22 protein-coding genes are annotated in these 22,361 nt (G+C 66.7%); 14 read left to right on the top strand and 8 right to left on the bottom strand.

The annotated features are described in order from the left end of the window. Positions 1-351: 351 nt before the first annotated feature. Positions 352-1,731: a UDP-glucose dehydrogenase family protein gene (locus E8M01_RS02120; protein WP_136958599.1), complete on the top strand. Its 1,380-nt coding sequence runs from the start codon at positions 352-354 to the stop codon at positions 1,729-1,731. A gap of 67 nt (positions 1,732-1,798) precedes the next feature. Further along, positions 1,799-2,785, top strand: a complete 987-nt coding sequence (galE, locus tag E8M01_RS02125) for a UDP-glucose 4-epimerase GalE (RefSeq protein ID WP_136958600.1) — start codon at positions 1,799-1,801, stop codon at positions 2,783-2,785. Positions 2,786-2,929: 144 nt separating this feature from the next. On the opposite strand, the gene E8M01_RS02130 is transcribed toward galE, so the two are convergent. Continuing rightward, on the bottom strand, positions 2,930-3,322 hold the full coding sequence (locus E8M01_RS02130; protein WP_170181732.1) for a DUF6463 family protein: 393 nt from the start codon (positions 3,320-3,322) through the stop codon (positions 2,930-2,932). Next, positions 3,319-3,759 carry an ester cyclase gene (locus E8M01_RS02135; protein ID WP_136958601.1) on the bottom strand — a complete coding sequence of 147 codons (441 nt, stop codon included), beginning with the start codon at positions 3,757-3,759 and terminating at the stop codon, positions 3,319-3,321. Before E8M01_RS02135 ends, E8M01_RS02130 begins: the two co-directional genes overlap by 4 nt. Before the next feature lie 100 nt (positions 3,760-3,859). Between E8M01_RS02135 and pdxR the strand changes: the two genes are divergently transcribed. The 3 genes from pdxR (at position 3,860) to E8M01_RS02150 (ending at position 8,268) form a co-directional block, all read left to right on the top strand. Next, positions 3,860-5,341, top strand: a complete 1,482-nt coding sequence (gene pdxR / locus E8M01_RS02140; protein ID WP_136958602.1) for a MocR-like pyridoxine biosynthesis transcription factor PdxR — start codon at positions 3,860-3,862, stop codon at positions 5,339-5,341. A 301-nt stretch (positions 5,342-5,642) separates the two neighbouring features. Further along, on the top strand, positions 5,643-6,095 hold the full coding sequence (locus E8M01_RS02145; RefSeq protein ID WP_136958603.1) for a (2Fe-2S)-binding protein: 453 nt from the start codon (positions 5,643-5,645) through the stop codon (positions 6,093-6,095). Positions 6,096-6,108: 13 nt separating this feature from the next. Continuing rightward, positions 6,109-8,268, top strand: a complete 2,160-nt coding sequence (locus tag E8M01_RS02150) for a xanthine dehydrogenase family protein molybdopterin-binding subunit (RefSeq protein ID WP_136958604.1) — start codon at positions 6,109-6,111, stop codon at positions 8,266-8,268. 359 nt (positions 8,269-8,627) lie between these two features. Here the strand turns inward: E8M01_RS02150 and E8M01_RS02155 are convergent, their stop codons facing one another. Further along, positions 8,628-8,897, bottom strand: a complete 270-nt coding sequence (locus tag E8M01_RS02155; protein ID WP_136958605.1) for a hypothetical protein — start codon at positions 8,895-8,897, stop codon at positions 8,628-8,630. Between the two features lie 239 nt (positions 8,898-9,136). Here E8M01_RS02155 and E8M01_RS02160 point away from each other — a divergent pair, with 239 nt between their 5' ends. The 4 genes from E8M01_RS02160 (at position 9,137) to E8M01_RS02175 (ending at position 12,282) form a co-directional block, all read left to right on the top strand. Beyond that, positions 9,137-9,472 carry a hypothetical protein gene (locus E8M01_RS02160; RefSeq protein ID WP_136958606.1) on the top strand — a complete coding sequence of 112 codons (336 nt, stop codon included), beginning with the start codon at positions 9,137-9,139 and terminating at the stop codon, positions 9,470-9,472. Positions 9,473-9,553: 81 nt separating this feature from the next. Then, positions 9,554-10,360 (top strand): class I SAM-dependent methyltransferase, encoded by an 807-nt coding sequence (locus E8M01_RS02165; RefSeq protein ID WP_136958607.1) that lies wholly within the window; start codon positions 9,554-9,556, stop codon positions 10,358-10,360. A gap of 356 nt (positions 10,361-10,716) precedes the next feature. Then, complete coding sequence (locus tag E8M01_RS02170; protein WP_136958608.1) at positions 10,717-11,259, top strand: translation initiation factor 2; 543 nt, start codon at positions 10,717-10,719, stop codon at positions 11,257-11,259. A 174-nt stretch (positions 11,260-11,433) separates the two neighbouring features. Further along, positions 11,434-12,282, top strand: coding sequence for a hypothetical protein (locus tag E8M01_RS02175; RefSeq protein ID WP_136958609.1), 849 nt, complete (start codon positions 11,434-11,436; stop codon positions 12,280-12,282). On the opposite strand, the gene E8M01_RS02180 is transcribed toward E8M01_RS02175, so the two are convergent. From E8M01_RS02180 to E8M01_RS02190, 3 genes are all read right to left on the bottom strand, one after another. Beyond that, on the bottom strand, positions 12,229-12,675 hold the full coding sequence (locus E8M01_RS02180) for a very short patch repair endonuclease (protein ID WP_136958610.1): 447 nt from the start codon (positions 12,673-12,675) through the stop codon (positions 12,229-12,231). The two genes, E8M01_RS02175 and E8M01_RS02180, sit on opposite strands and share 54 nt — an antisense overlap. Next, complete coding sequence (locus E8M01_RS02185; protein ID WP_246088567.1) at positions 12,672-14,042, bottom strand: DNA cytosine methyltransferase; 1,371 nt, start codon at positions 14,040-14,042, stop codon at positions 12,672-12,674. Before E8M01_RS02185 ends, E8M01_RS02180 begins: the two co-directional genes overlap by 4 nt. Positions 14,043-14,189: 147 nt before the next feature. Beyond that, on the bottom strand, positions 14,190-15,800 hold the full coding sequence (locus E8M01_RS02190) for an LA2681 family HEPN domain-containing protein (RefSeq protein WP_136958611.1): 1,611 nt from the start codon (positions 15,798-15,800) through the stop codon (positions 14,190-14,192). Positions 15,801-15,943: 143 nt separating this feature from the next. On the opposite strand from E8M01_RS02190, the gene E8M01_RS02195 reads away from it, so the two are divergent. The 4 genes from E8M01_RS02195 to E8M01_RS02210 all read left to right on the top strand — a co-directional run bounded on the left by E8M01_RS02195 (position 15,944) and on the right by E8M01_RS02210 (position 19,820). Beyond that, positions 15,944-16,927 (top strand): Bug family tripartite tricarboxylate transporter substrate binding protein, encoded by a 984-nt coding sequence (locus tag E8M01_RS02195; RefSeq protein WP_246088568.1) that lies wholly within the window; start codon positions 15,944-15,946, stop codon positions 16,925-16,927. A gap of 79 nt (positions 16,928-17,006) precedes the next feature. After that, positions 17,007-17,837 (top strand): sugar phosphate isomerase/epimerase family protein, encoded by an 831-nt coding sequence (locus tag E8M01_RS02200; RefSeq protein ID WP_136958612.1) that lies wholly within the window; start codon positions 17,007-17,009, stop codon positions 17,835-17,837. A 103-nt stretch (positions 17,838-17,940) separates the two neighbouring features. After that, positions 17,941-18,609, top strand: coding sequence for a TetR/AcrR family transcriptional regulator (locus E8M01_RS02205; RefSeq protein WP_136958613.1), 669 nt, complete (start codon positions 17,941-17,943; stop codon positions 18,607-18,609). Between the two features lie 554 nt (positions 18,610-19,163). Continuing rightward, a complete protein-coding gene (locus tag E8M01_RS02210; RefSeq protein ID WP_170181733.1) occupies positions 19,164-19,820 on the top strand; it encodes an outer membrane protein in 657 nt (218 codons plus the stop codon). A gap of 129 nt (positions 19,821-19,949) precedes the next feature. Here the strand turns inward: E8M01_RS02210 and E8M01_RS02215 are convergent, their stop codons facing one another. Further along, on the bottom strand, positions 19,950-20,282 hold the full coding sequence (locus tag E8M01_RS02215) for a GYD domain-containing protein (protein WP_136958615.1): 333 nt from the start codon (positions 20,280-20,282) through the stop codon (positions 19,950-19,952). Between the two features lie 497 nt (positions 20,283-20,779). Between E8M01_RS02215 and E8M01_RS02220 the strand changes: the two genes are divergently transcribed. Next, positions 20,780-21,064 (top strand): GIY-YIG nuclease family protein, encoded by a 285-nt coding sequence (locus E8M01_RS02220; protein WP_136958616.1) that lies wholly within the window; start codon positions 20,780-20,782, stop codon positions 21,062-21,064. Positions 21,065-21,374: 310 nt separating this feature from the next. Here the strand turns inward: E8M01_RS02220 and E8M01_RS02225 are convergent, their stop codons facing one another. Further along, a complete protein-coding gene (locus E8M01_RS02225) occupies positions 21,375-22,241 on the bottom strand; it encodes a sugar phosphate isomerase/epimerase family protein (RefSeq protein WP_136958617.1) in 867 nt (288 codons plus the stop codon). Positions 22,242-22,361: the final 120 nt, after the last annotated feature.

A 22,361-nucleotide genomic window follows, 5' to 3' on the forward strand; every position in this document is an offset into this window, starting at 1 on the left:
ATCTGCTTCCTCCCGCTAGCTGCGGATCAAGGAATCAGAGCCGCATCCTCCTCGCAACCCACGATGTGTGAATGTCGTAGCCCAGAGGGAGAGGGTGGCGCCGTCAGGCGCCGGGTGAGGGGCGTAAGGTCCAAGGCCTGCTGCCGACGCTCACGCCGCATACAGCCCCATCCTGATATGGACGCCCCCTCACCCGGCAGCTGACGCTGCCACCCTCTCCCTCTGGGAGAGGGTCAGTGGACCGTCGTCTCCCCCTGTCGTTTGCCTGTCATGGCTTGCTGCCACTGACTTTCGGACCAGCCTTCGGGCCGACTCGCCGCGAAGCGCTGGCAGCGCCGGGGGTCGGATGCCATGAAGATCACCATTGTCGGAGCCGGTTATGTCGGTCTGGTCACCGGGGCCTGCCTGGCCGCCATTGGCCATGACGTCGTGGTGGTCGACCGCGACGGGCCGAAGATCGCGGCGCTGAGGCGTGGCGTCATGCCGATCTACGAGGCCGGGCTCGACCGCCTGGTCGCCGAGACGGCCGCCGCCGGCCGCTTGAGCTTCGAAACCAGCCTCGCCCCGGCGGTCGCCACGTCGCAGGCCGTGTTCATTTGCGTCGGCACGCCGCCGCGCCCCGCCGACGGCCATGCCGATCTTGCAAGCGTCTATGCTGTCGCCGCCGAGATCGCCCAGGCTTTGGCCGGCTTCACACTGGTCGTCACCAAATCCACCGTGCCGGTCGGCACCGGCGACGAGGTCGAGGCGATCATCCGCGAGGTCGCGCCTGACGCGCGGGTCGCCGTCGTGTCCAATCCGGAATTCCTGCGCGAGGGCGTCGCCATCGCCGATTTCATGCGGCCCGACCGCATCGTCGTCGGCGGCGAGGACGACGGGGCGCTCGGTCTCATGGCCGCGCTCTACGCGCCGATCACCGATGCCGGCAGCCCGCTGGTGACGACCAACCGGCGCACCGCCGAACTGATCAAATATGCCGCCAACTGCTTCCTGGCCTTGAAGATCACCTACATCAACGAGATCGCCAATCTCTGCGAGGAGGTCGGCGCGGATGTCGAGGATGTCTCCCGCGGCATCGGGCTCGACAGCCGCATCGGCGCGAAATTCCTCAAAGCCGGCCCGGGTTTCGGCGGTTCCTGTTTCCCCAAGGACATGCTGGCCTTGATGAAGACCGCCCAGGACCATGGCGTGCCCCTGCGTTCGGTCGAGACCGCGGTTGCGGTCAACGATGCCCGCAAGGGCGAGATGGTGCGCAAGATCATCCGCGCCGCCGGCGGCTCGGTCCAGGGCAAGTCCATTGCGGTGCTCGGCCTCACCTTCAAGCCCGACACCGACGACATGCGCTCGGCGGCTTCGCTCATCATCCTGCCGCGGCTGATCAAGGCCGGCGCCAGCATCCGCGCCTATGACCCGGCCGGCATGGCCCACGCCGCGCCGCTGCTGCCCGGTGTCGTGATGGCGGCAAGCGCGCTCGAGGCGGCCGAAGGCGCCGATCTCGCCGTGCTGGTCACCGAATGGGCCGAGTTCAGCACGCTCGACCTCGGCGCGCTGGGCCGCGTGCTGAAAAACCCTTTGCTGGTCGACCTGCGCAACCTGTTCGACCCGCTGGCGGCCGAACGATCAGGGCTGCGTTATGTCTCGGTCGGCCGCGGCGACAGCCCCGAGGCCATGCCCCTGACCGGGCACCAGCCATTCGCTGCAATGCAACAAAAGCTCTTGGCGGTTTCTTGACCTCTCATGGCTATCGGGTGATGGAAGGGCCGCCACGACAGGCTGGGTGGCCAAGCGGGAGTAACGCATGACAGTGCTCGTCACCGGCGGCGCCGGTTATATCGGCAGCCACATGGTCCTCGAACTGCTGGATGCCGGCGAGCCGGTCATCGTCCTCGACAATCTGTCCACCGGTTTTGCCTGGGCGGTCGACAAGCGCGCCACCCTGGTGGTCGGCGACATGGGCGACCAGGACTTCGTCGAGCGGGTGATCCGCCATCACGGCGCCGACGCCATCATCCATTTCGCCGCGCGCATCGTCGTGCCGGATTCGGTTGCCGACCCGCTCGGTTATTACCTCGCCAACACGGTGAAGACCCGCGCGGTGATGGCCGCCGCGGTGGCGACCGGGGTGAAGAACTTCATCTTTTCCTCGACCGCCGCGGTCTATGGCACGCCCGAGGTCATGCCGGTCAACGAGGACGCGGCGACCCGGCCGGAAAGCCCCTATGGCACCTCCAAGCTGATCACCGAATGGATGCTGCGCGACGCGGCGGCAGCCCATGACATCCGTTATGTCGTGCTGCGTTATTTCAACGTCGCCGGCGCCGACCCGAAAGGCCGCACCGGCCAGTCGACGCCGAACGCCACCCATCTGATCAAGGTGGCGGTGCAGACCGCCCTGGGCCTGCGCGACAAGATGGACGTCTTCGGCACGGATTATCCGACCCCCGACGGCACCTGCGTGCGCGACTATATCCACGTCACCGACCTGGTCCGCGCCCATTCCGCGGCGCTCGCCTATCTCAGGGCCGGCGGAACCAGCATGGTGGCCAATTGTGGCTATGGCCGGGGCTATTCGGTGCAGGAGGTGATCGACACCGTGCGCGAGGTCACCCGCGTGCAGTTCCGCACCGATTATGCGCCGCGCCGGCCGGGCGATGCCGCGGCCGTGGTCGCCGATCCCTCGCGCGTCAAGGCGACGCTGGCCTGGGTGCCCGCGCATGAAAACCTCGGCGAGATCGTCGAGCACGCCTATGCCTGGGAGCGGCGGCTCGCCAACGGCCCGAAATAGCGGGCCAAAGGCCCCGCGAGCCCAACGCGGCGCGCGCCTGAAGCAGCGTGCGTCATCCCCGGCGGAGCCCAGGCAGAAGCAGGGGCTTCTGCCTGGGCTCCGCCGGGGATGACGTAGGACGCTCGACGCCGTCGATGCACCCCCTCACCGCCCCTGCCGGTCACTCCCGACAATCAGGCAGCCTGCCGCCGCCACCCCGACCGGAAAGCCGCTCGGCTCGATCACCAGGGCGGCGACCGTCAGCCAGGCCGCCAGCGACCAGCCAATGAAGGCCGGCACCGGCAGGCCGCGCCGGTCGAGCCAGAGCACCAGTTGCGCCAGGATCAAAAGCGGCACGGCGAAACTGCCGACGGTCGTCCAGAACGACAGGTTGCTGTCGAGGACCGGGCGCGGCTGGCCGGCCGGCGGCTGCCAGTGCTCAAGCGTCCAGAGCCCGAGCCTCAGCCAGCCCGGCATGTCGGCCGCGGCATCGAGGCCGAGCACACCGAGATGCAGGAGGCCGAGCGCGATCATCGCCCGGGCGCTCCAGCGGATCATGCCGCCGCCTCCGGGCGCCAGTCCGCGGCATCGACCTGCCGCAACAGGCCGGCGAGGTCGTAATAGAACCGCTCGCCGGCCATCAGCCCGTCGCGGAACCCGACAAAGACGCAGAACCGGTAGCTGACCAGCTTGCCGGTCGGCGGAATGCCGAGGAAAGTGCCGACATGCCGGCCCTCGAACCGGCCTTGCCCGACATAGCTGCCGTCCTCGGTCCAATGGCCGCGGTCTTCCGCGCCGCGCGAAAAGGTCAGGCCGAAAGCGTCCCACCACTGGCGGTAATGGGCCTCCGCGCCAGCCCGGCCATGGAACACCTGGCCCGTCGCCATGTCCTCGAACAGGCAGTCCTGGTGCAGGGTGGCGAGCGTTTCCGCCATGCGATGGGCATTCTCGGCGGCGACATGGGCGTTCAACAGGGCCATTCGTTCGGTCTGCATGGGTGGTTCTCCGGCTGGCTGACATCGGGATCATCGGCCATATTGGCTCGTCAGGAAGATCCATTTAGAGATTTTTGACTGGACCAATCCGGAGCCGTCCATGCGCCAGGCCGATGACCGCATGCTGGTGCTGGCGCCGCCCGGCGCCGGCCTCACCCGCCAGGACTGGCTCACCCGGGAGATCCGCCGGGCCATTCTCGACGGACGGCTCATCGCCGGCGCGCTTCTGCCGGCAAGCCGGGACCTGGCCCGCCTTCACGGCGTTTCGCGCGGCACGGTGGTCGCGGCCTATGGCCAGCTCGCCGACGAGGGGTATGTCCGGGGCCAGGTTGGCCGCGGCACGGTGGTGGCGGCAAGGCTCGCCGAACCGCCGCGCGCCCGCCGGCCGCAGCCGGTGCCGGCGCTCGACCCGGGGCTGTCGGCCCGCGGCGAGGCGCTGGCCCGCCCGCGCTTTCCCATGGTCCCGCCGGCGGCCGGGACCCAGGCCTTTCGCGCCGGCCAGCCGGATCTCGAAGCCTTTCCCTTGGGCCTCTGGACCCGGCTTGCCGCCAGGCGGTCGCGGCTCAACCAGCGCGGCCTGCTGGCCGATGGCGACCCGCGCGGTTACCGGCCGCTGCGCGAGGCGATTGCCGCCCATGTCGCGGCAAGCCGCGGTTTTGCCTGCGGGCCCGACGATGTCGTGGTGGTCGGCAGCGTCCAGCAAGCGCTGGATCTCGCCGCCCGCCTGACGCTGGATCCCGGCGACCAGGCCGTCGTCGAGGACCCCGGCTACCCCGCCGCCGCCCAGGTGCTGGCCGCCGCCGGTGCGGTGCTGGTGCCGGTTTCCGTCGATGCCGAAGGCCTGGATGTCGCTGACGCGCTCGCCCGCGCGCCGTCTGCCCGTTTCGTCCATGTCACGCCGGCGCGCCAGGCGCCGCTCGGCGTGCCGCTCAGCCTCGCCCGCCGCATGCGCCTCATCGCCTGGGCGGCCGAGACCGGCGCCATCGTCTTCGAGGATGATTATGACGGCGAATACCGTTTCGCCGGCCGGCCGCTCGCCGCGCTGAAGAGCCTCGATCGCGCCGACAAGGTCATCTATGCCGGCACCTTCAGCAAGCTGATGTTTCCGGGCCTCCGGCTCGCCTTCGTTGTGCTGCCCGATCGGCTGCGCGAGCCCTTCGCCGCGGCGCTTTCGCTGACCGCCCGCCACGCGCCGCTGATGACCCAGGTCGTGCTGGCCGATTTCATCACCGAAGGCCATTTCGGCCGCCATGTCAGGCGCATGCGGGTCATCTATGGCGAACGCGCCGAGGCCCTGAACGCCGCGGCGCGCGACTATTGGACGGGCCTCGTCGCCGTGCCGCCGATCGAGGCCGGGCTCGATATTGCCGCCCGGCTCCTCCGCCATGGCGACGATGTCGCGATAACCCGCCGCGCCGCCGCGGCCGGCATCGAGACCCGCCCGCTGTCGGTCTGGCGCCAGGATCGCAAGGGGCCTGCAACGCCCGGCCTGATCCTCGGTTTCGCCACCACCCCGCCGGCCATGATCCGCGCCGCCGCCGCCGGCCTCGCCCGTGTGCTGGAGGCGGCGCCGCGGCAGTGAGCCGGACGAGGCTCGCACCTGAACCACCGACGTCACCCCCGGGCGACGGGAAGGGGGTCCAGGAGTTGCAGGGCACCTGCCCCCAACGTCGAGAAACCAGCTCGACGAACATGCACTGGGCGGGCCGCCTTGTTGGCTGCTGGACCCCTTCCCTCGCTTCGCTCGCCGGGGGTGACGTAGCTCGCCCCGCAACGCCCCGCCCCTACAACTCTTCGCGAGCATCACCCGGCGCCCGCTGCCATCGGGCGATCATGGTCCTATGTTGGAGCGCTTCCAATCTCCACACCTCCGCGAGGCAGCCATGGCGATCACCCTCACCATCAACGGAACCGCCCACAGCGTCGATGTCGACGGCGACACGCCGCTGCTCTGGGTGCTGCGCGACGTGCTTGGACTGACCGGCACCAAATTCGGCTGCGGCGCGGCGCTCTGCGGCGCCTGCACCGTGCATGTCGACGGGGTTGCGACGCGCTCCTGCGTCACCCCGGTGGAGAGCCTGGGCACCGCCAAGGTCACCACCATCGAGGCCTTGAGCGAGACATCCCAGGGCAAAGCCCTCCAGAAAGCCTGGCTCGATCTCGAAGTGGTGCAATGCGGTTATTGCCAGTCGGGCCAGCTGATGGCGGCGGCGGCCCTGCTCGCCGAGACGCCGAAACCGGACGATGCCGCGATCGACGCCGCCATGTCCAGCAATGTCTGCCGCTGCGGCACCTATCAGCGCATCCGCGCCGCCATTCACCAAGCCGCCGCTTAAGGGGGAGAGCACCATGTCGAACGCAACACTCGCCCCTGCTCTCGACCGCCGCGCCCTCCTGAAAACCGGCGCCGGCCTGGTCGTCGCCGTCGTCCTGCCCACGGGCCTCGGCCCGGCCTTGGCCCAGCCCCAGCGGAACTTCACCCCCGATGCCTTCATCCGCATCGACAACCAGGGCGGCATCACCCTGGTCATGCCGATGATCGAGATGGGCCAGGGCACCTATACCTCGCTCGCCATGCTGATCGCCGAGGAGCTGGAGGTCGATCTCGACGAGGTCACCGTCGCCCATGCCCCGCCCGACGACAAGCTCTACGCCAATGCCTTGCTCGGCGCCCAGATGACCGGCGGCTCCACCTCGATCCGCGGCTTCTGGACGCCCTTGCGCCAGGCCGGCGCCACCGCCCGCGGCCTGCTGATCGCGGCCGCCGCCAAGGAATGGGGCGTCGACCCCGCGACCTGCAAGGCCAGCCATGGCGTCGTCTCGGACGGCGGCTCGCGCCGGCTCGGTTATGGCGAACTGGCGGCCGCCGCCGCGGCCCTGCCGGTGCCGGCGCCGGCCAGCGTCACCTTGAAACAGCCGAAAGACTTCACCTTGATCGGCACGCCGGCGAAACGCGTGGATGCGCCCGACAAGGTCACCGGCCGCGCCGCCTTCGGCATCGACGTCAAGCTGCCCGGCATGGGCATCGCGGCGATCGCCGTCTCGCCGGTCTTCGGCGGCAAGCCGAAAACGGTGAACCAGGCCGCTGCCCGCGCGGTCAAAGGCGTGCGCCAGGTCGTCATCATCGACGAGGCCGTGGCTGTCGTCGCCGACCATATGGGCGCCGCCAAGAAGGGGCTCGCGGCCGCCGCCATCCAGTGGGACGACGGGCCGAATGCCAGGCTCTCCAGCGCCGACATCATCCGCCAGCTCGACGAGGCCTCGAAACAGCCGGGCGCGGTGGCGCGCAACGAAGGCGATGCGGCCAAGGCGCTGGCCGGCGCCGCGCAACGCATCGAGGCGATCTATCAATTGCCCTTCCTGGCGCATGCCACGATGGAGCCGATGAACTGCACCGTGCATGTCCGCCCCGACGCCTGCGACATCTGGGTCGGCACGCAGGTGCCGACCTTCACCGTGGCCGCCGCGGCCGCCGTCACCGGCCTGCCGCCGGCCAGGATCACCGTGCACAACCACCTGCTCGGCGGCGGTTTCGGCCGCCGGCTCGATGTCGACGGCACCATTCTCGCCGTGAAGATCGCTTTGGCAGTGCGAGGGCCGGTGAAAGTGGTCTGGAGCCGCGAGGAAGACATCCAGCACGACATGTACCGGCCCTATTATTACGACCGGCTGGCCGCCGGCCTGGACGCCCAGGGCAAGCCGGTGGCCTGGACCCACCGGGTCTCCGGCTCATCCATCATGGCGCGCTACGTGCCGGCCGCCTTCGTCAATGGCCTCGACCCCGACGCGGTGGAGGGCGCGGCCGAGCCGCCCTATGCCTTCCCCAATATCCATGTCGATTATGTCCGGGTCGAACCGCCGGGCATTCCCACCTCCTGGTGGCGTGGCGTTGGCCCCACCCACAATGTCTTCGTGGTCGAAAGCTTCATCGACGAGCTGGCGGCCGCGGCGAAACAGGACCCGGTGGCCTATCGCCGCGCCCTGCTCGGCCACAATCCACGGGCGCTGGCCGTGTTGAACCTGGCGGCTGAAAAGGCCGGCTGGGGTTCGGCTCTGCCGGCCAGGCGCGGCCGCGGCATCTCCCTGCAATTCGCCTTCGGCAGTTATCTCGCGCTGGTCGCCGAGGTCGAGGTGGCGCCCGACGGCCAGGTGCGGGTGCACCGCATCGTCGCGGCCGTCGATTGCGGCATCGTGGTCAATCCCGACACGCTGGAAGCCCAGGTCCAGGGCGGCGCGCTGTTCGGCCTCACCGCCGCGCTTTACGGCGCCATCACGCTGAAGGACGGCCGGGTGGAACAGGGCAATTTCGACAGCTACCGGCCGATGCGCATCGACGAGGTGCCGGTCATCGAGACCCATGTGGTGAAAAATACCGAAGCCCCCGGCGGGCTCGGCGAGGTGGCGACCTCGGCCGTCAGCCCGGCGGTGACCAATGCCATCTTCGCCGCCACGGCCAAACGCATCCGCACCTTGCCGATCGATCCGGGGCTCTTGAAATCCGGGGCGTGAGCTGAAGGTGTCGCCGGCGTGGAGCCGGCGGCACCGGCTCTCCACCGGGGCGCTGCTTGGCACGAGACCCGGCACCTTCGCCTCTCCCCGGCGGGGCTAGCGGAGCGCTCATCGTCCTGGCCGGGCTTGTCCCGGCCATCCACGACTTGCTTCGGCCCAAAACATGCGTGGATGGCCGGTACAAGCCCGGCCAGGACGAAGTGCTGGGCATGCGAGGTCAGGCCTGGGCCGGATCAGTCCATTCGCCATCGGCCGCAGCTTCTGGGCGGCGCCCGGCGAGGTGCGTTAGCCCATCACGAGGCGGCGCCCGCCATGGTGGGCGGGCGCGGTCAGGCCTGGACAGGACGCCCGCCGCGGGATCAGGCGCTGCCTTCGATCTCGATATAGATCTCGACCGGGTCGATGACGGTATGTTTGGCCTTGGCCGCCGCGGTTTCGGCCGCGCCGAGTGTCGCCTGCATCTTGGCGAGGTCGACATCCTCCCAGACGATCGAGACCTTGCTGGCGTCGCTGTGCCGGAAAATCCGGTAGCGCGAGCAGAATGTCGCGAACACCGCCTTGCGGCTCTCCCCGCCGCCGAGCCAGGTGTCCATATTGCCCACCGCGTGGGTCCCGACCACTGTCGTCATGCCCGTCCTCCCCTTGGTTTGCTTAAAAAACCGGAGCCGAGAACGCCCCGGACCGGGCAATTTTACCACAAGAGGCATGGGCAATCTTGGGCGCGAAGGGGGTAACGCGGCCTTCGCGGCCGCTCAAAAATACCCGACATTCCCTTACGTCACCTTTTTGCCGATTTCGCCCGGCACACAGCCCGCCCGGCGGCCGCGCCGCCGACCGACACGCGACCAGACGAAAAGGCATGACTTCGATGAAAACCCCTCTTCTCGCCGCCCTTGGCCTCACGGCCCTCGCCGCCGTTCCGGCGCTCGCCCAGGAGCGCCAGGGCGAGATCGGCGCCGGCGTCTATGGCTGCCCGACCGCCGCGCCGGTGGCGCAAATGATGGCCTGGCGCAGCCTGCAGCTCTCCAAGGGCCCGACTATCAGCGCCGCCGACCAGGAGGAGGCGCGCGGCTTCCTCTATGTCCGCTGCCAGCCCATCGCCGCCGGCACCCGCGTCACCTATGTCGAGGCCGGCCCGGACCGCGCCATCAAGGTGACCCATGACGGCAGGACCTTCTGGGTGGCGCCGGGCGAAGTGCGCTGACGGCCACGAGGTGCGGGCCCGCCAATGACCCGATGCCGCGCTTCATGGTACCATCCGTCCCCTCGGATCGACGGGTGCGCCATGGAGCCTGCATCGACCTTCCAAGCCAGCGATGGCGACGGTTATGAGCTGCTGATGGGCCGGTGGAGCCGCCGGCTCGCGGTGCCCTTCCTGGCCTTTGCCGGCACCGCCGGCGGCGAGCGGGTGCTGGATGTCGGCTGCGGCACCGGCAGCCTGGCCTTTCTGCTGGCGGGCCAAGCGGGCCTTGGCGAGATCTGCGGGGTCGATTATGCCGCGCCCTATGTCGCGCACGCCGCGCGGCTGAATGTCGATCCCCGGCTCTCCTTCCAGGTGGCCGACGCCTGCGCCCTGCCCTTTCCCGATGCCGCCTTCGACCGGGTCCTATCGCTGCTGATGCTGCACTTCGTCGCCACGCCGGACCGGGCGGTCGCCGAGATGCGCCGCGTCGCCCGTCCCGGCGCCACGGTTGCGGCCGCCGTCTGGGACGCCCGTGGCGGCTTCGTCGCCAACCGCATGTTCTACGACACCGCGGCCGCCCTCGATCCCGCCGCGGCGGTCAGGCGCGCCCACCACCTGACCCGCCCGATGACCCGGCAGGGCGAACTGCTCGCCGCCTGGCACCAGGCCGGCTTCGCCGACATCCGCGCCACCGAACTGACCATCCGCATGGATTTCGCCTCTTTCGACGATTATTGGGCGCCCTATACCGGCAAGGACGGGCCGGTCGCCGACTATGTCGCGACCCTCGACGCGCCGGCCTATGCCAGGCTCCACGAAGCGGTCCGCGCGGCCTATCTCGACGGTGAAACCGACGGCGCCCGCTCCTACGTGGCGGTGGCCCGTGCGGTGAAGGGAACCGCGCCGTGACGGGAAGCGGCGCCGTGAAGAGGCCCGAGCCGTGAAGGGAACCCGGCCGGGCTGGTGCACCACTACGTCACCCCCGGCGGAGCGAAGCGACGGGAAGGGGGTCCAGGAGTTGCAGAATGCTACTTCAACCCTGCGAAATCATATCCACGACATGCGCCGAGAGCGCGGGTGAAGCCCCCGCGCCCTGCTCAGCAGAAACATAGGAGCGCACGTACATCCCCGCCCCCAATCCCACAACGTCAATCCCGGTTCTACGCACAACCGCCCTCCCCGTTTCCTCTTGACGCACCCCCTTCATCCTTTGCTAACCTTCCGGTAGCGGAGCGCGAAAGACGCACGCTTGGGGGGAAGTGTTCATGCGTAAACTCTTGGCCGTCGCGCTCGGCGCGACGATGCTTGGCGGCTGTGCCACAGCCATCCGCGGCACAACCAATCAGGTCCATTTCACCAGCGAACCCAGCGGCGCCGTCGTCACCACCTCGCTCGGCCACAGCTGCACCGCGCCCTGCACCATGCCGATGGACCGCAACAAGGAATTCCAGGTCACCTTCACCCGCGACGGCTTCCAGCCGGCCATTATCGACGTCAAGACAACCGTTTCGCGCGAAGGCGGCACCAGCTTCGCCGGCAACCTGCTGCTCGGCGGCCTCGTCGGCATGGGCGTCGACGCCGTCTCGGGCGCGGCGCTGGATCACACGCCCAACCCGGTGATCGGGAGGCTGGCGGCGATCATTCCGGTGCCGGCGGTGCAGGTGCCTGCTCGCGAGCGGCAGAGGGCGAGGCCCCGTGCGAGGGTTCCGGTGGCGGGGTTGCCGGGCGCCTTCGCTGCGGCTGGGCCGGCGACGCCGACGATAGTTGCGGCCACGACAGCGCCGGTGCCTGTCGGCCAGCGGCCGTGAAAGCGAGCCCCCTTAGACAGCGAAATCAGGGCCTGCTGGATTGTCTCAGCCGCCGATTGCGGCGTAGTGGTCAATCCGGAGACGACGCAAGCTCATCGCCGTTCGTCGACTTACTTTGATCTTGGCCTTAATGCTGTGTCGGTAGGCATCGGCGATTCATCCACCAGGAATGACATGTACGGCCCGGAAATCCTCATCCGCACACTATCGAAGACGACACGTGAAGATCGTTACGGCAATCGCTGGCAATACCATTCCCGCAGCGATCATCATTCCAAGGTGGCCTGCTGGGGCATCGTCTTCGATCTGTTGCGAACCGCCCCGCTACTACGCCGCCACGTCGAGACCGGCCGTGTGCATTTCGGTATCAATCACGAGATGCGCGACTTCGTGCACGATAGGAAGAAGAATCTGGATCTCGTCCTGTGCGCGGCTTCGGGCGCCGGCGGCAAGCCTTCAGATCGGACCTTGCACTCGATGGCAGAGGGCTACGGGATCGAGCTCACCGAAAAGGAACGAACGGAGCTCGCCGGGCTGCCGGTGTTGCACCAAGCTCCGGTCGGCAGTGTCCTCATGGCCCTCGAGGCCAAGGCTTGCATGACCGCCCACCAGCGTGCCCTGCCCCGTCTCTACGACGAACTCAACTCTTCGCATCTGACTGTGCACGGTGCGACGGATCAGGCGATCGCCGCGGGCTTCGCCATGGTCAACATCGCGAGCCGCTATCTCAGCCCGGATCTCAACAAGAAGAACCGCGCGGCCGATCCCGAATGGAGCACACACAACCAGCCGCGTGACGCGAGCCTCGCCGTCGACAAGATCCGTCAATTGCCCAAGCGGTCGAAGACCGGCGAGACCGGCTATGATGCCTTATCGATCGTTGTCGTCGATTGTGTGAACGATGGCTCCCCAGTGGAGCTCATCGGGGCGCCCCCGGCACCGCAGCCCGGTGACATCTATCATTACGCCTCAATGATCGACCGGCTTGGGCATATCTACGCGACGCGATTCAAGGATCTTTGACAGTCTGGCGGCCAGCGCCTCGCCATCGGCGATCTCGCACTCCCAGACGATCGCGACTCGAAATCCGACGCCACGCAGCGCCCGGAGCGCCCTGGCGTCGCGACGACGGTTGGCCCCGAACTTGTCCCGCCAGAACGCTTCGTTCGCTTTGGGAATCGTCGCGCGTTTGCATCCGGTGTGCTGATGCCAGAAGCAACCGTGGACGAAGATCGCCCATTTCCGCTTGCGGTTGGCGAAGTCGGGCGATCCCGGAAGCGACCTGACATTGAGGCGGTAGGCGTGTCCCGCGCTTCTGAGTGCGGCGGCGACAGTAAGTTCGGCCGCGGTACCCTGTTGACGAACCCGCGCCATGAGCGCACGGCGTTTCGGATCGCCGGGCTTCGGCAGCCTCATTCGGCCGCGACGGCCGAGAGCTCATAGCTCGGCGCAAAGAGGCCACCTCCACCTTCCATGTAATCGAGGTGTCGGCGCAACCGCTCCAGGAAATCGGGCAGGAAGCGGAGCGTGCTTCGGTCCGTCCGCGAGAGAAATCCTCGCGTGGCGCGCTCGGACAGCGGTTTCCCGTCGAAACGCAAGAACTCCACGAGCGCAGGGCGTTCTCGCCAGACGGGGAACTTGCCGATCTCCACTCCCCGCCGCCGATCGCCATCGAAGCGTGCGGCCTTCGGCCAACGCCCGTCGCTTGCGAGATCGCGATCACGATGCGCGTCGTAGGAGCCAGGGTTCGCCAGCTGTTCGCCGAGCCACTTCGCGACAGGTACCGTCACAGCATTGCCGACGAGCGACCACCGCAAGGAAGCGCGTCCGACAGTCGTCGCCGGCTCTGTCCAACCGGCCTCGAATCCCTGTAGCCGCTCGGCATCGCGAATGTCGGGCGTCACCACTTCGCCGCTCGGAAGCATGATCGCCGGCGGCGAAGCGATGCCGACCGTCGAGCCGTTCTTGAGCGTCGGGATCGCATCCGGCGCCCAGCCGAGGCCGCGGATGCCCTCCGTCCAGTAGAAGCCGTGCGCATGCGTCGAGAGCGTCGTATCGGGGTCGTGAGCTGCCGCATCGCTCGAGAACAGAACCGCGGCCGGATCGACATCGGTCGTCGTCGCGACGAAGAGAACGCGCTCCCGCCGCTGCGGCAGGAAGGCCAGAGAATTCACCACCCGATAGGCCCACCGGTAGCCCCGCTCCTCGAATGCCTCGATCAGCGTTCGCAACCCTCGTCCCTTGTCGAGGTGGAGCATGAAGGAGACGTTCTCGAGCACGACCCAAGGCACTGGGCGTTGGTCCAACAGCCTGAAAACATGACCGACGAGGCCTGAGCGCTTGCCGGCGATACCGGCCGTCATACCCGCCTGGCTCAGGTCCTGGCAGGGGAATCCGCCGACGACGACTTCGGTCTCCGTGGGCAGCGCCTTGAGGTCGACAACATCCGTCTCGATCGGCACGTCTGGAAATCTAGCCGACAAGACCGCGCGGGCAGGCGCCCAGATCTCGCAGAGCATCAGCGACTCATGGCCGGCCGCTGCCAATCCCGATTCAAGACCGCCAATTCCCGCGAAGAGCCCCGCGACTTTCATTCCGTCCCTTCCCGTTTCGTTCTGCTTCGTCAGCCGTTCCGAATCGATTTCGCCACTGTGGGCGAGAGGATCGAGTATGAGAAGGCTAAGGAAAATGTTCCCATATTGTTCCCGGCTATGGAAGAGGAGAATTTCAGGATGGCGATCTTTTTCCACTACCCGCGCGCCCCATCGGGTCGCCGCCAGCATTAAAATGTCCGACGCGAACAACGACTTTGGGCCGGGAAGGGGCATTCACCGTGCCGACCTTCCACGCTCATGCCGTATCTTTAGCTGACTTCTGTAATTACGGTGACACATACCGCATTCCCCATTTTCCCCAACGAAACCCCTCCATCAAATCTGAAGCCGGCCGTTATATGCTGGTAGGTCGATAGCAAAAGCCGAACGCTGATCCACCTCCGCGCGCGCCTCCTCTTCCTGATGAACGGCAAATGAGAGGTACAACAAAGATGCGCGAGCCAGCTTCATCATCTTCAGCGTTTGCCTAAGAAACACCTCGACGGTTTCGGTCTCGACGACGCCGAACCGCTGAGCGGTGTCGATCTCGCGAAGAACAAGACAGCGGTGCTCCAGTGCGTTCCGAAGGCGGTGCAGCTCGGATGCCTCCGGCGTGATCGCGTCCACGTCGGTCGGCCTTTCGCCGACGACGTCCAGAGCAAGCCAATATAGCCCCCGCAGGGCGAGGTTCGGGCGCTCTAGAAACTCGGATCGGATTGACCTGCCGTTTCGATTTAGCCAAACGCCGCGAAGATTAACGCGCTCCGGATTCAAACCGAGCTGGAAATACGCATTGATAAAGCCTGCGACCTTATCGAGCAGACTATAGGCGATGCGAAACGCAGATCGCATCTTTTCGAGTGACAAACCGAAGGCTGGGCTGTCTAGCGTATCAACCAGCGCCAGTTCGCGATCGGCAAAATGATTGGCTGGCAACTCGGTGGATTCAAAGAAGAACAACCGCGCGGCTACGTACTCTTGCATAAGCTGATTATACCAAGCCACGAACTGAGGTGGGTCGTTTCTCGGGGCCCGATAACCCGGAAGACCGAAATGGTCGGTCGCCGCAATCGTGTGCGGGCCCAAAACATTTAACGGGCTCAAGAACAACCGATTGTCTAGCGCCCACCGCCTGTATGCTTTCTCACGATTCGACCGTCCCAAATTATGGCCTTCCAGTCTGGTCTCCGCGCGTACCGCCGAAACGTCCATGACGGCTTCTATCTCGCGTATCTTGACAATGAAGTTGTCCCGCATGCCTGGGTAAAGGCCGTCCCAGACGGCCTGCGGCGAAGCTGCCGCCGTCAAATCGTGATGGGCCGCGAGCAGAATTGGAGCGACATAGCCAGAGTCGCGAAGGCACCGCGCCAAGTCGATCAGAGCCCGGCCACGGTTGGCGAGTGCCATCGCGAAATCTGGATGATGATCAAGGGCCATCTCGTAGATTTCGATGGCCTCGACGCCTCGGCCAAGGCTGTTGAGGCTATTGGCAAGATTGGTCGTTATTTGCGCGCGAATCAAAGAGGAGAGCTCCGAAAAGCCGAGTTCGGCACGCGCGCGCCGAAGATAGAGGATCTGGCGCTCGCGATCAGGTTGTCGCCATTTCCAGCTTCGCGGGTCAGTTAAATTCTGAAGAGAACTGTAAATATTGCTGCGATAATACCATATTCTTGAGGCGTTGCGGCTGTCGGCAATCGACAAAATGCGCACACAACGCTCATCCAATTCTTTTAGAACTGTAGTATCACTTAGTTTAGGCGCGCTATCAATCTGCTGCGCAAGACTCTTGATCTCCCTGTCCAGATCGCTCATTTCATCAGAGTTCAAAGTGACAGCTCCCATGAGCGGCTTACAGCCTGCGATATGCAACCCTGGGATGTCCAGATCGAATTTGATGAAATTGCGCAGAGACAGGGATATATCGATCCCCTCGCCCGCCTTACCCACTCACCAGTTACTTACTTGGTTGACGCTCCCCGCCCCTCCTGACTATCGTCCTTACCAAGCGTGAGAACGGGCCGCCGTCACACCCAGGCCCGCCTCGCGAGACCGATGGGCGTCAAGCCCGCGTTATCCGATGGGAGGATCCCGTGACACTGATCAGGCTGGCGTTTGCCGCTGCCGTTACCACCCTGTTTGCCGGCACGATCGAGAGCCGGGCGCAGACCTTCCCGAACCGGCCGATCACCATGGTCGTGCCCTTTGCCCCCGGCGGGCCCACCGACATTGTCGCGCGCATCGTCGCCGAGCGCATGTCGCAGACGCTCGGCCAGCAGGTGGTGATCGAGAATGTCGCAGGCGCCGCCGGCACCACCGGCGCCACCCGCGTGGCGCGCGCGGCGCCCGACGGCTACACCATCCTGATGGGGCCGATGAGCACCATGAGCTTCTCGCCGGCGCTCTATCCGCGCCTCGGCTTCGATCCGCTGACCGATTTCGAGCCGGTCGGCATCGTCGCCTCGGCGCCGATCATGCTGGTCGCCTCGAACCGCAGCCCGGGCACCACGCTGCAGGACTTCTCAGCGCATCTGAAGGCCAATGCCCAGAGCGTCAACAATGGCAATGCCGGCATCGGCTCGACCTCGCATCTCGCCTGCGTGCTCTACAACAACCGGGTCGGCGTGACGCCGACGCTGGTGCCCTATCGCGGCACCGGGCCGGCGCTGCAGGACCTGGTGGCCGGCCAGATCGGCTATCTCTGCGACCAGGTCACCAGCCTGATGGGCCAGATCCAGGCCGGCGCGGTGAAGCCGCTCGCCGTGCTGGCGCCGACCCGCTCGGCGGTGCTGCCGAATGTGCCGACGTCAGCCGAAGCCGGTTTGCCGGGCGTCGAAATGGTGGTGTGGAATTCGGTCTTCGCGCCCAAGGCCACCCCGGCCGAGATCGTCAATGCGCTGAATGCGGCGATCCAGAAGGCGATCGACGATCCGGGAGCGCGGCAGAGCTTCCTGCAGCTCGGCGCCGAGCCGCCCACCGCCGCCCAGCGTTCGCCCGCGGCGCTGCGCGCGACCCATGCGGCCGATGTCGCCAAATGGGGCCAGATCATCCGCGACGCCAATATCAAGGTCGAGTGAGGGGAGCCGCCGGCGGTGCAAGGTGGGGGCCTTGCACCGCAGCGGGCCGTTGCCACGACCGGAACATTCGAGACCACCCATGCGGCTATCCCTGTGCAACGAAGTGCTGCGGCCGATGGATCTCGCCCAGCAATGCGCCTTCGCAAACCAAGTCGGTTATGATGGCTTGGAAATCGCGCCCTTCACCCTGTCGGCCGAACCGCAGCTGATCACCCCGGCCGAGGCCACGCGGCTGCGGACCATCGTCGAAGACCATGGCCTTGTCGTCACCGGCCTGCATTGGCTCCTGGTGACGCCCGAGGGGCTCTCCATCACCTCACCCGACGCCGCCGTCCGCCGGCGCACGCTGGATGTCATGCTGGGCCTCGTCGACCTCTGCGCAGCGCTCGGTGGCCGGGTGCTGGTGCATGGCTCGCCGGCGCAACGCAAGCCCGTTCCCGGCCAGCCGGCGGAAGAGGCCTTCGCCTTTGCCCGCGAGATCTTCGCCGAGATCGCGCCGGCCTGCGCCAGCCGCGGCCTCACCTATTGCCTGGAGCCGCTGGCGCGGCCCGACAACAGCTTCATCACCACGGTGGCCGAGGCGGTCGAGATGGTGGAAGCGATCGGCAATCCCGCCTTCAAAACCATGATCGATGCCTCCGCCGCGGGCCAGGAAGAGGCCGAACCGGTGGCCGATCTCATCCGGCGCTGGATGCCCACGGGCCATATTGGCCATATCCAGCTGAACGACCGCAACCGCCGGGGCCCGGGCGAAGGCGACGACCGGTTTTTCGCCGTGCTGCGGGCGCTGGCCGACACCGGTTATGCCGGCGACATCGCCATCGAGCCGTTCATCTACCAGCCCGACGGCCCGGCCTGCGCGGCGCGCGCCGCCGGCTATGTCAGGGGCCTTTTCGAAGCCATGGCATGACGCTTCGCCTGCTCCGTGCCACTGTGCGAGATCGCTCGAATCGGCAATCGGACAGGTCCGCAAGGCGGCTCAAGCCGGACGACACCCAGGAAGGGCCGACAGCATGCGCGAGGACGACGTGAAGCCCGACGAGGCCGCGGCGGCGCCCAGGCTGGTGCGCAAGCGCGACAGCGCCGGCACGCGCGCCCGCATCCTCAATGTCGCCACCCGGGAATTCGCCAACAAGGGGTTCGAGGGCGCCAAGACCGACGACATCGCGGACCGTGCGCGCATCAACAAGCGCATGATCTACCACTATTTTTCGTCGAAGGAGCAGCTCTACCTGGCGGTCCTCGAGGCGGTCTATGACCAGGCCCGCTCGGCCGAGCACCGGCTCGACCTGGAGCGGCTGGAGCCGCTCGATGCGCTGGCCCGTTTTGTCGAATTCACCTTCGACAGTTTCGTGCGCGACCGCACCTTCATCAACCTGCTCGCCACCGAAAACCGCCAGCGCGCCAAGGTGCTGAAGAAATCGGACCGGGTGAACACCATGAACTCGCCGATCATCGCGGCCATCGACGGCATCCTGAAGGCCGGCGTCGACAAGGGCACGATCCGCCCGGGGCTGGATGCCCTGCAGCTCTGGATCACCATTACCGGGGTCTGTTATTTCTTCTTCTCCAACATCTACACGCTGTCGGTGATCTTCGACACGGACTTCGAAAAGCCGGATGTGATTTCCGAGCGACGGGCGCATGTGGTCGATTTCGTGCTGCGCGGCGTGAAGGCGTGAGTTGAGAGATTGATTCCGGTGTGGCGGCCAAGTGTTTGATCTTGGGCGCTTAGGCCGCTGACCCGGCGCCTTGATAGGACGAGGCAAGGCCGTCGAATGCGAGGATATCTGGGACAAGCCGGGCATGACGGGGTGGCGCCACGCCGGCTTCGGCCCGCCCCATCCGTCATGGCCGGCCTTTGGGCCGGCCATCCACGACTTGATGACGGAGACGACGAGATGCGTGGCTACCCGGGACAAGCCCGGGCATGACGAAGTGGCGAGGGAGGCGCCCCTCACACCAGCGTCTTGCGCCCGGCGTTGCAGGTCCGAAACACCGCGCCATCAGCCGCTGCCACCGGTCGAGCCCTGAGACAATCTCGACCTCGGAAAGCACAGGTCCCCTTCGGCCTCCCGAGATCCTGAGATATCGATCCCGCATTGCTACCCTGGCGATCATCCGACTGCCCGCAAACCACGCGCCGTTGTATAAGCGCGCACAAGAGGAAATGGGCCGGGGGGCTTGCATGCGCATGGGGAAGAGGTTGCTCGGGGTCACGACGCTGGTCGCGGCCATGGCGAGCCCGCTCGCCGCAACGGCCGAGCCGTTGTCCTGGACCGGACCGTGGGTGGGCGTCACGGCCGGTGTCCGGCGGGATGTCGGCGCGACCGGCAGTCGCCTCATCTATGTCGACCCTCTATTGTCAGGGCATCAGCATCAGAATCAGAGCGCCGTGACAGGCGGAACCCTCGGGTTTAGCGCCGGCTACGATGTCCAGTTCGGCAGCTTTGTCGGCGGCCCGATCGCCGGCATCGACTTCAGCCGCTCGCGGCTTGCCGGCAATATCCCCTATTTCGGGGCGCGCGCCGGCTTCCTGGCCACCGACCGGATCTTGCTGTTTGTCACAGGCGGCATCCAGAGCATGCAGAATGCTCCGGATACGGCGATCTGGTACCAGGTGGCGCCTTTTTGGAACGATCTTTTCCGGCACGATTTCGGCGCCAAGGCCGGTCGCTTATGGGGCGCCTTTGTCGGCGCTGGCGCCGAATACCGGCTCGCCGGCAACTGGTCGGTCACGGCGGATTACAGCTATGCCCAGACGCGTGGCCACTTCAATGATCTGGTCAGCCTGCCGGTGCCGGCGCCGGCGGTGGCCCCGCTCGTGCGCGTCAACCTGAATACGACGGTCTCGACGCACACGTTCCGGATCGGCGTGAAATATCGGCTGTGATGGGGATAAGACGTGGGTGCCCGGGACAAGCCCGGGCATGACGAAGGGGTGCGAAAGACGAGCGCGCGGCCGATGCCATTGCCCAATCGGAGCCGCGAGGGCCACCGCCAACGCGGCCCGCCAGCCTGCCTATCGGGCGGGTTTGTAGATCTTGACCACCGCCTCCGCCTTCTTCATGCCGGCCACCGCCTCGGCCCCGGACATCAGCACGGTGGTCTTCGCCGACTTGAGGGCGCCCCCCGCGGCAATGCCCAGAGCGATGGCGGCCATGCTCTGATTGTCCGGCACGTCGGCGACGAGGGTGATGTCATAGTCGCCGAAGCAATACCAGCCGCCGATGAACTTGCCTCCGACGGCCTCGCACACCGCCCGGCCGACGGCCTCGACGCGGTTCTGCGGATTCTTGAGCTGGGCGGCAATCGATTCTGCGGTGTAGGCAGCCTGATACATGTAGAGTGCCATGTTCAATCTCCCTGGTTACCGTTCGGCGTGTCAGTGGAAAGCCGCCGGGCGGGGGCTGGGCGTCGGCCATGTCTTGATGGCAATGTTCCCCGGCTGCGGCGCCCGGTTACTGTGCGCGCGAGATCTACATTGATCAAATGCGAATTAGGGGTATGGCGGGGGCCTGACGGCACCGGAACGCACCTGAACCACTGACGTCACCCCCGGCGGAGCGAAGCGACGGGAAGGGGGTCCAGGGCGGCCTCACCGGCGCTCTCGGCGCAAGTGGGCGAGGTGGTTTCCCAACGGCAAGGGACGAGCTCTGCAACTCCTGGCCCCCTTTCCTCGCCCCAGGCAGAAGCAAGGGCTTCCGCCTGGGCTCGCCGGGGGGGGACGTCGGTGCGGGTCGATTCGCTCGGCGCGAGCCACCCGCGAGCGCCTAAAACCAGCTTGCTTCCACCCAACCTGAACCCGGATGATGTCCGGCGGATCAGCCAGCGGCGGAGGCACGTCCGGCCATGTATTACGTGTACATGATGGCCAGCGACCGGAACGGCACGCTTTATGTCGGCGTGACCAACGACATTGCGCGGCGCTCCTATCAGCACCGCACCGGCACGGGCGCCGCCTTCACGCGAAAATACGGCGTCGTGAAGCTGGTCTGGATGGAGCCGCACGACAGCATCGTCGAGGCGATCGGCCGGGAGAAACAGATCAAGGGCTGGAATCGGGCCTGGAAGCTCAAGCTGATCGAACGGGACAATCCGCACTGGGAGGATTTGTACGAAAGGCTGAATGGGTAGCGCGGGTGGAATGGCGCTGCACGAGGAGGTTCGCCGTGGCCTCGCCAAAGCCCACCTGAACCACTACGTCACCCCCGGCCGAGCGCACCTGAACCACTACGTCACCCCCGGCGGAGCGAAGCGACGGGAAGGGGGTCCAGGGGTTGCAGAGCCCGGCCGTCAGCGCCCGCGAGACCATCTGACCGCATGCGCCGAGGGCCCGGCCTGATGGCTCCTGGACCCCCTTCCCCTCGCTGCGCTCGGCCGGGGGTGACGTCGGTGGTTCAGGAGCGCACCGGGCATCACAATTCCCCATTTCCCACTCGCCCCCTCACACCGCCGTCTTGTGCCTGGCGATACAGGTCTCCAGCACCTCGTCCATCGGGCGCTGCCACCAGTCGAGTTCGGAGAAGATCTCGACCTCGGAGAAGCCTGAAAAGCCCTCGGCCTCGACCGCCCGGCGGATCGCGGGGATGTCGATCACCCCGTCACCCATCATGCCGCGGTCGGTCAGCAGGTCGCGGGTCGGCACCAGCCAGTCGCAGACATGGAAGGCGAGCAGGCGCTTGTCGCCTGCCCGCCTGATGTCGCGATAGAGGTTCGGGTCCCACCAGACGTGATAGACATCCGCCGCCACGCCCAGCGCGCCGGTCATGTCAGGATCGAGCCGGTCGCAAATGTCGAGCGCATGGGCAAGCGTGTTCACGCAGGCCCGGTCGGCGGCATAGATCGGATGCAAAGGTTCGATGGCGAGCGGCATGCCGACGCCACGCGCATAGTCGAGCAATTCGCCAATGCCGTCCTCGACCTGGGCGCGCGCCGCGCCGAGATCCTTCGAGACGGCCGAACCGGCGCGCGAAAATTGCGGCAGGCCGCCGACCACCAGCACCAGGCAGGGCGCGCCGAAGGCCTTGGCCTCGTCGACCGCCCGGCGGTTGTCGTCGCGCGCCTCCTGCCGGCGCGCGCCGTCGGCCGGGAACATGCCGCCCCGGCAATAACCCGAGAGCTTCAGCCCGGCGTCTTTTGCGGCCGTCACCGCGGCGTCGAGCCCGACCAGCGCCACCTGGTCGCGCCAGGGCGCGATCGCGCGGATCTGGTGGCGGGCGCAAGCTTCGATGATGTCGAGGAGATTGCCTTGTTTGCGCACCGTCGCGGTGTTGAGGGAGAGCTGCGAGTGATCGCCTGAAAAGTCACGCATGAAGGCCGCCGGAAAATGGGGCTCTCCTCATCGCGTCATGCCCGGCCTTGGGCCGGGCATCCACGATTTCGAGAGCCATGACAAGAAGACGTGGATGGCCGGGACAGGCTCGGTCATGGG

Origin of the sequence: Phreatobacter stygius, from assembly GCF_005144885.1 — a bacterium.
GTDB lineage: Bacteria > Pseudomonadota > Alphaproteobacteria > Rhizobiales > Phreatobacteraceae > Phreatobacter > Phreatobacter stygius.

Excerpts from the sequence above, each read along its gene's own strand:
- galE (WP_136958600.1), top strand. The coding sequence starts at position 1,799 with ATGACAGTGCTCGTCACCGGCGGCGCCGGTTATATCGGCAGCCACATG.
- E8M01_RS02120 (WP_136958599.1), top strand. The coding sequence starts at position 352 with ATGAAGATCACCATTGTCGGAGCCGGTTATGTCGGTCTGGTCACCGGG.
- E8M01_RS02185 (WP_246088567.1), bottom strand. The coding sequence starts at position 14,042 with ATGCTGGCGGCGACCCGATGGGGCGCGCGGGTAGTGGAAAAAGATCGC.
- E8M01_RS02150 (WP_136958604.1), top strand. The coding sequence starts at position 6,109 with ATGTCGAACGCAACACTCGCCCCTGCTCTCGACCGCCGCGCCCTCCTG.
- E8M01_RS02200 (WP_136958612.1), top strand. The coding sequence starts at position 17,007 with ATGCGGCTATCCCTGTGCAACGAAGTGCTGCGGCCGATGGATCTCGCC.
- E8M01_RS02145 (WP_136958603.1), top strand. The coding sequence starts at position 5,643 with ATGGCGATCACCCTCACCATCAACGGAACCGCCCACAGCGTCGATGTC.
- E8M01_RS02160 (WP_136958606.1), top strand. The coding sequence starts at position 9,137 with ATGAAAACCCCTCTTCTCGCCGCCCTTGGCCTCACGGCCCTCGCCGCC.
- E8M01_RS02215 (WP_136958615.1), bottom strand. The coding sequence starts at position 20,282 with ATGGCACTCTACATGTATCAGGCTGCCTACACCGCAGAATCGATTGCC.
- E8M01_RS02220 (WP_136958616.1), top strand. The coding sequence starts at position 20,780 with ATGTATTACGTGTACATGATGGCCAGCGACCGGAACGGCACGCTTTAT.
- E8M01_RS02180 (WP_136958610.1), bottom strand. The coding sequence starts at position 12,675 with ATGAGGCTGCCGAAGCCCGGCGATCCGAAACGCCGTGCGCTCATGGCG.
- E8M01_RS02155 (WP_136958605.1), bottom strand. The coding sequence starts at position 8,897 with ATGACGACAGTGGTCGGGACCCACGCGGTGGGCAATATGGACACCTGG.
- E8M01_RS02135 (WP_136958601.1), bottom strand. The coding sequence starts at position 3,759 with ATGCAGACCGAACGAATGGCCCTGTTGAACGCCCATGTCGCCGCCGAG.
- E8M01_RS02175 (WP_136958609.1), top strand. The coding sequence starts at position 11,434 with ATGTACGGCCCGGAAATCCTCATCCGCACACTATCGAAGACGACACGT.
- E8M01_RS02225 (WP_136958617.1), bottom strand. The coding sequence starts at position 22,241 with ATGCGTGACTTTTCAGGCGATCACTCGCAGCTCTCCCTCAACACCGCG.
- E8M01_RS02130 (WP_170181732.1), bottom strand. The coding sequence starts at position 3,322 with ATGATCCGCTGGAGCGCCCGGGCGATGATCGCGCTCGGCCTCCTGCAT.
- E8M01_RS02165 (WP_136958607.1), top strand. The coding sequence starts at position 9,554 with ATGGAGCCTGCATCGACCTTCCAAGCCAGCGATGGCGACGGTTATGAG.
- E8M01_RS02210 (WP_170181733.1), top strand. The coding sequence starts at position 19,164 with ATGGCGAGCCCGCTCGCCGCAACGGCCGAGCCGTTGTCCTGGACCGGA.
- pdxR (WP_136958602.1), top strand. The coding sequence starts at position 3,860 with ATGCGCCAGGCCGATGACCGCATGCTGGTGCTGGCGCCGCCCGGCGCC.
- E8M01_RS02170 (WP_136958608.1), top strand. The coding sequence starts at position 10,717 with ATGCGTAAACTCTTGGCCGTCGCGCTCGGCGCGACGATGCTTGGCGGC.
- E8M01_RS02205 (WP_136958613.1), top strand. The coding sequence starts at position 17,941 with ATGCGCGAGGACGACGTGAAGCCCGACGAGGCCGCGGCGGCGCCCAGG.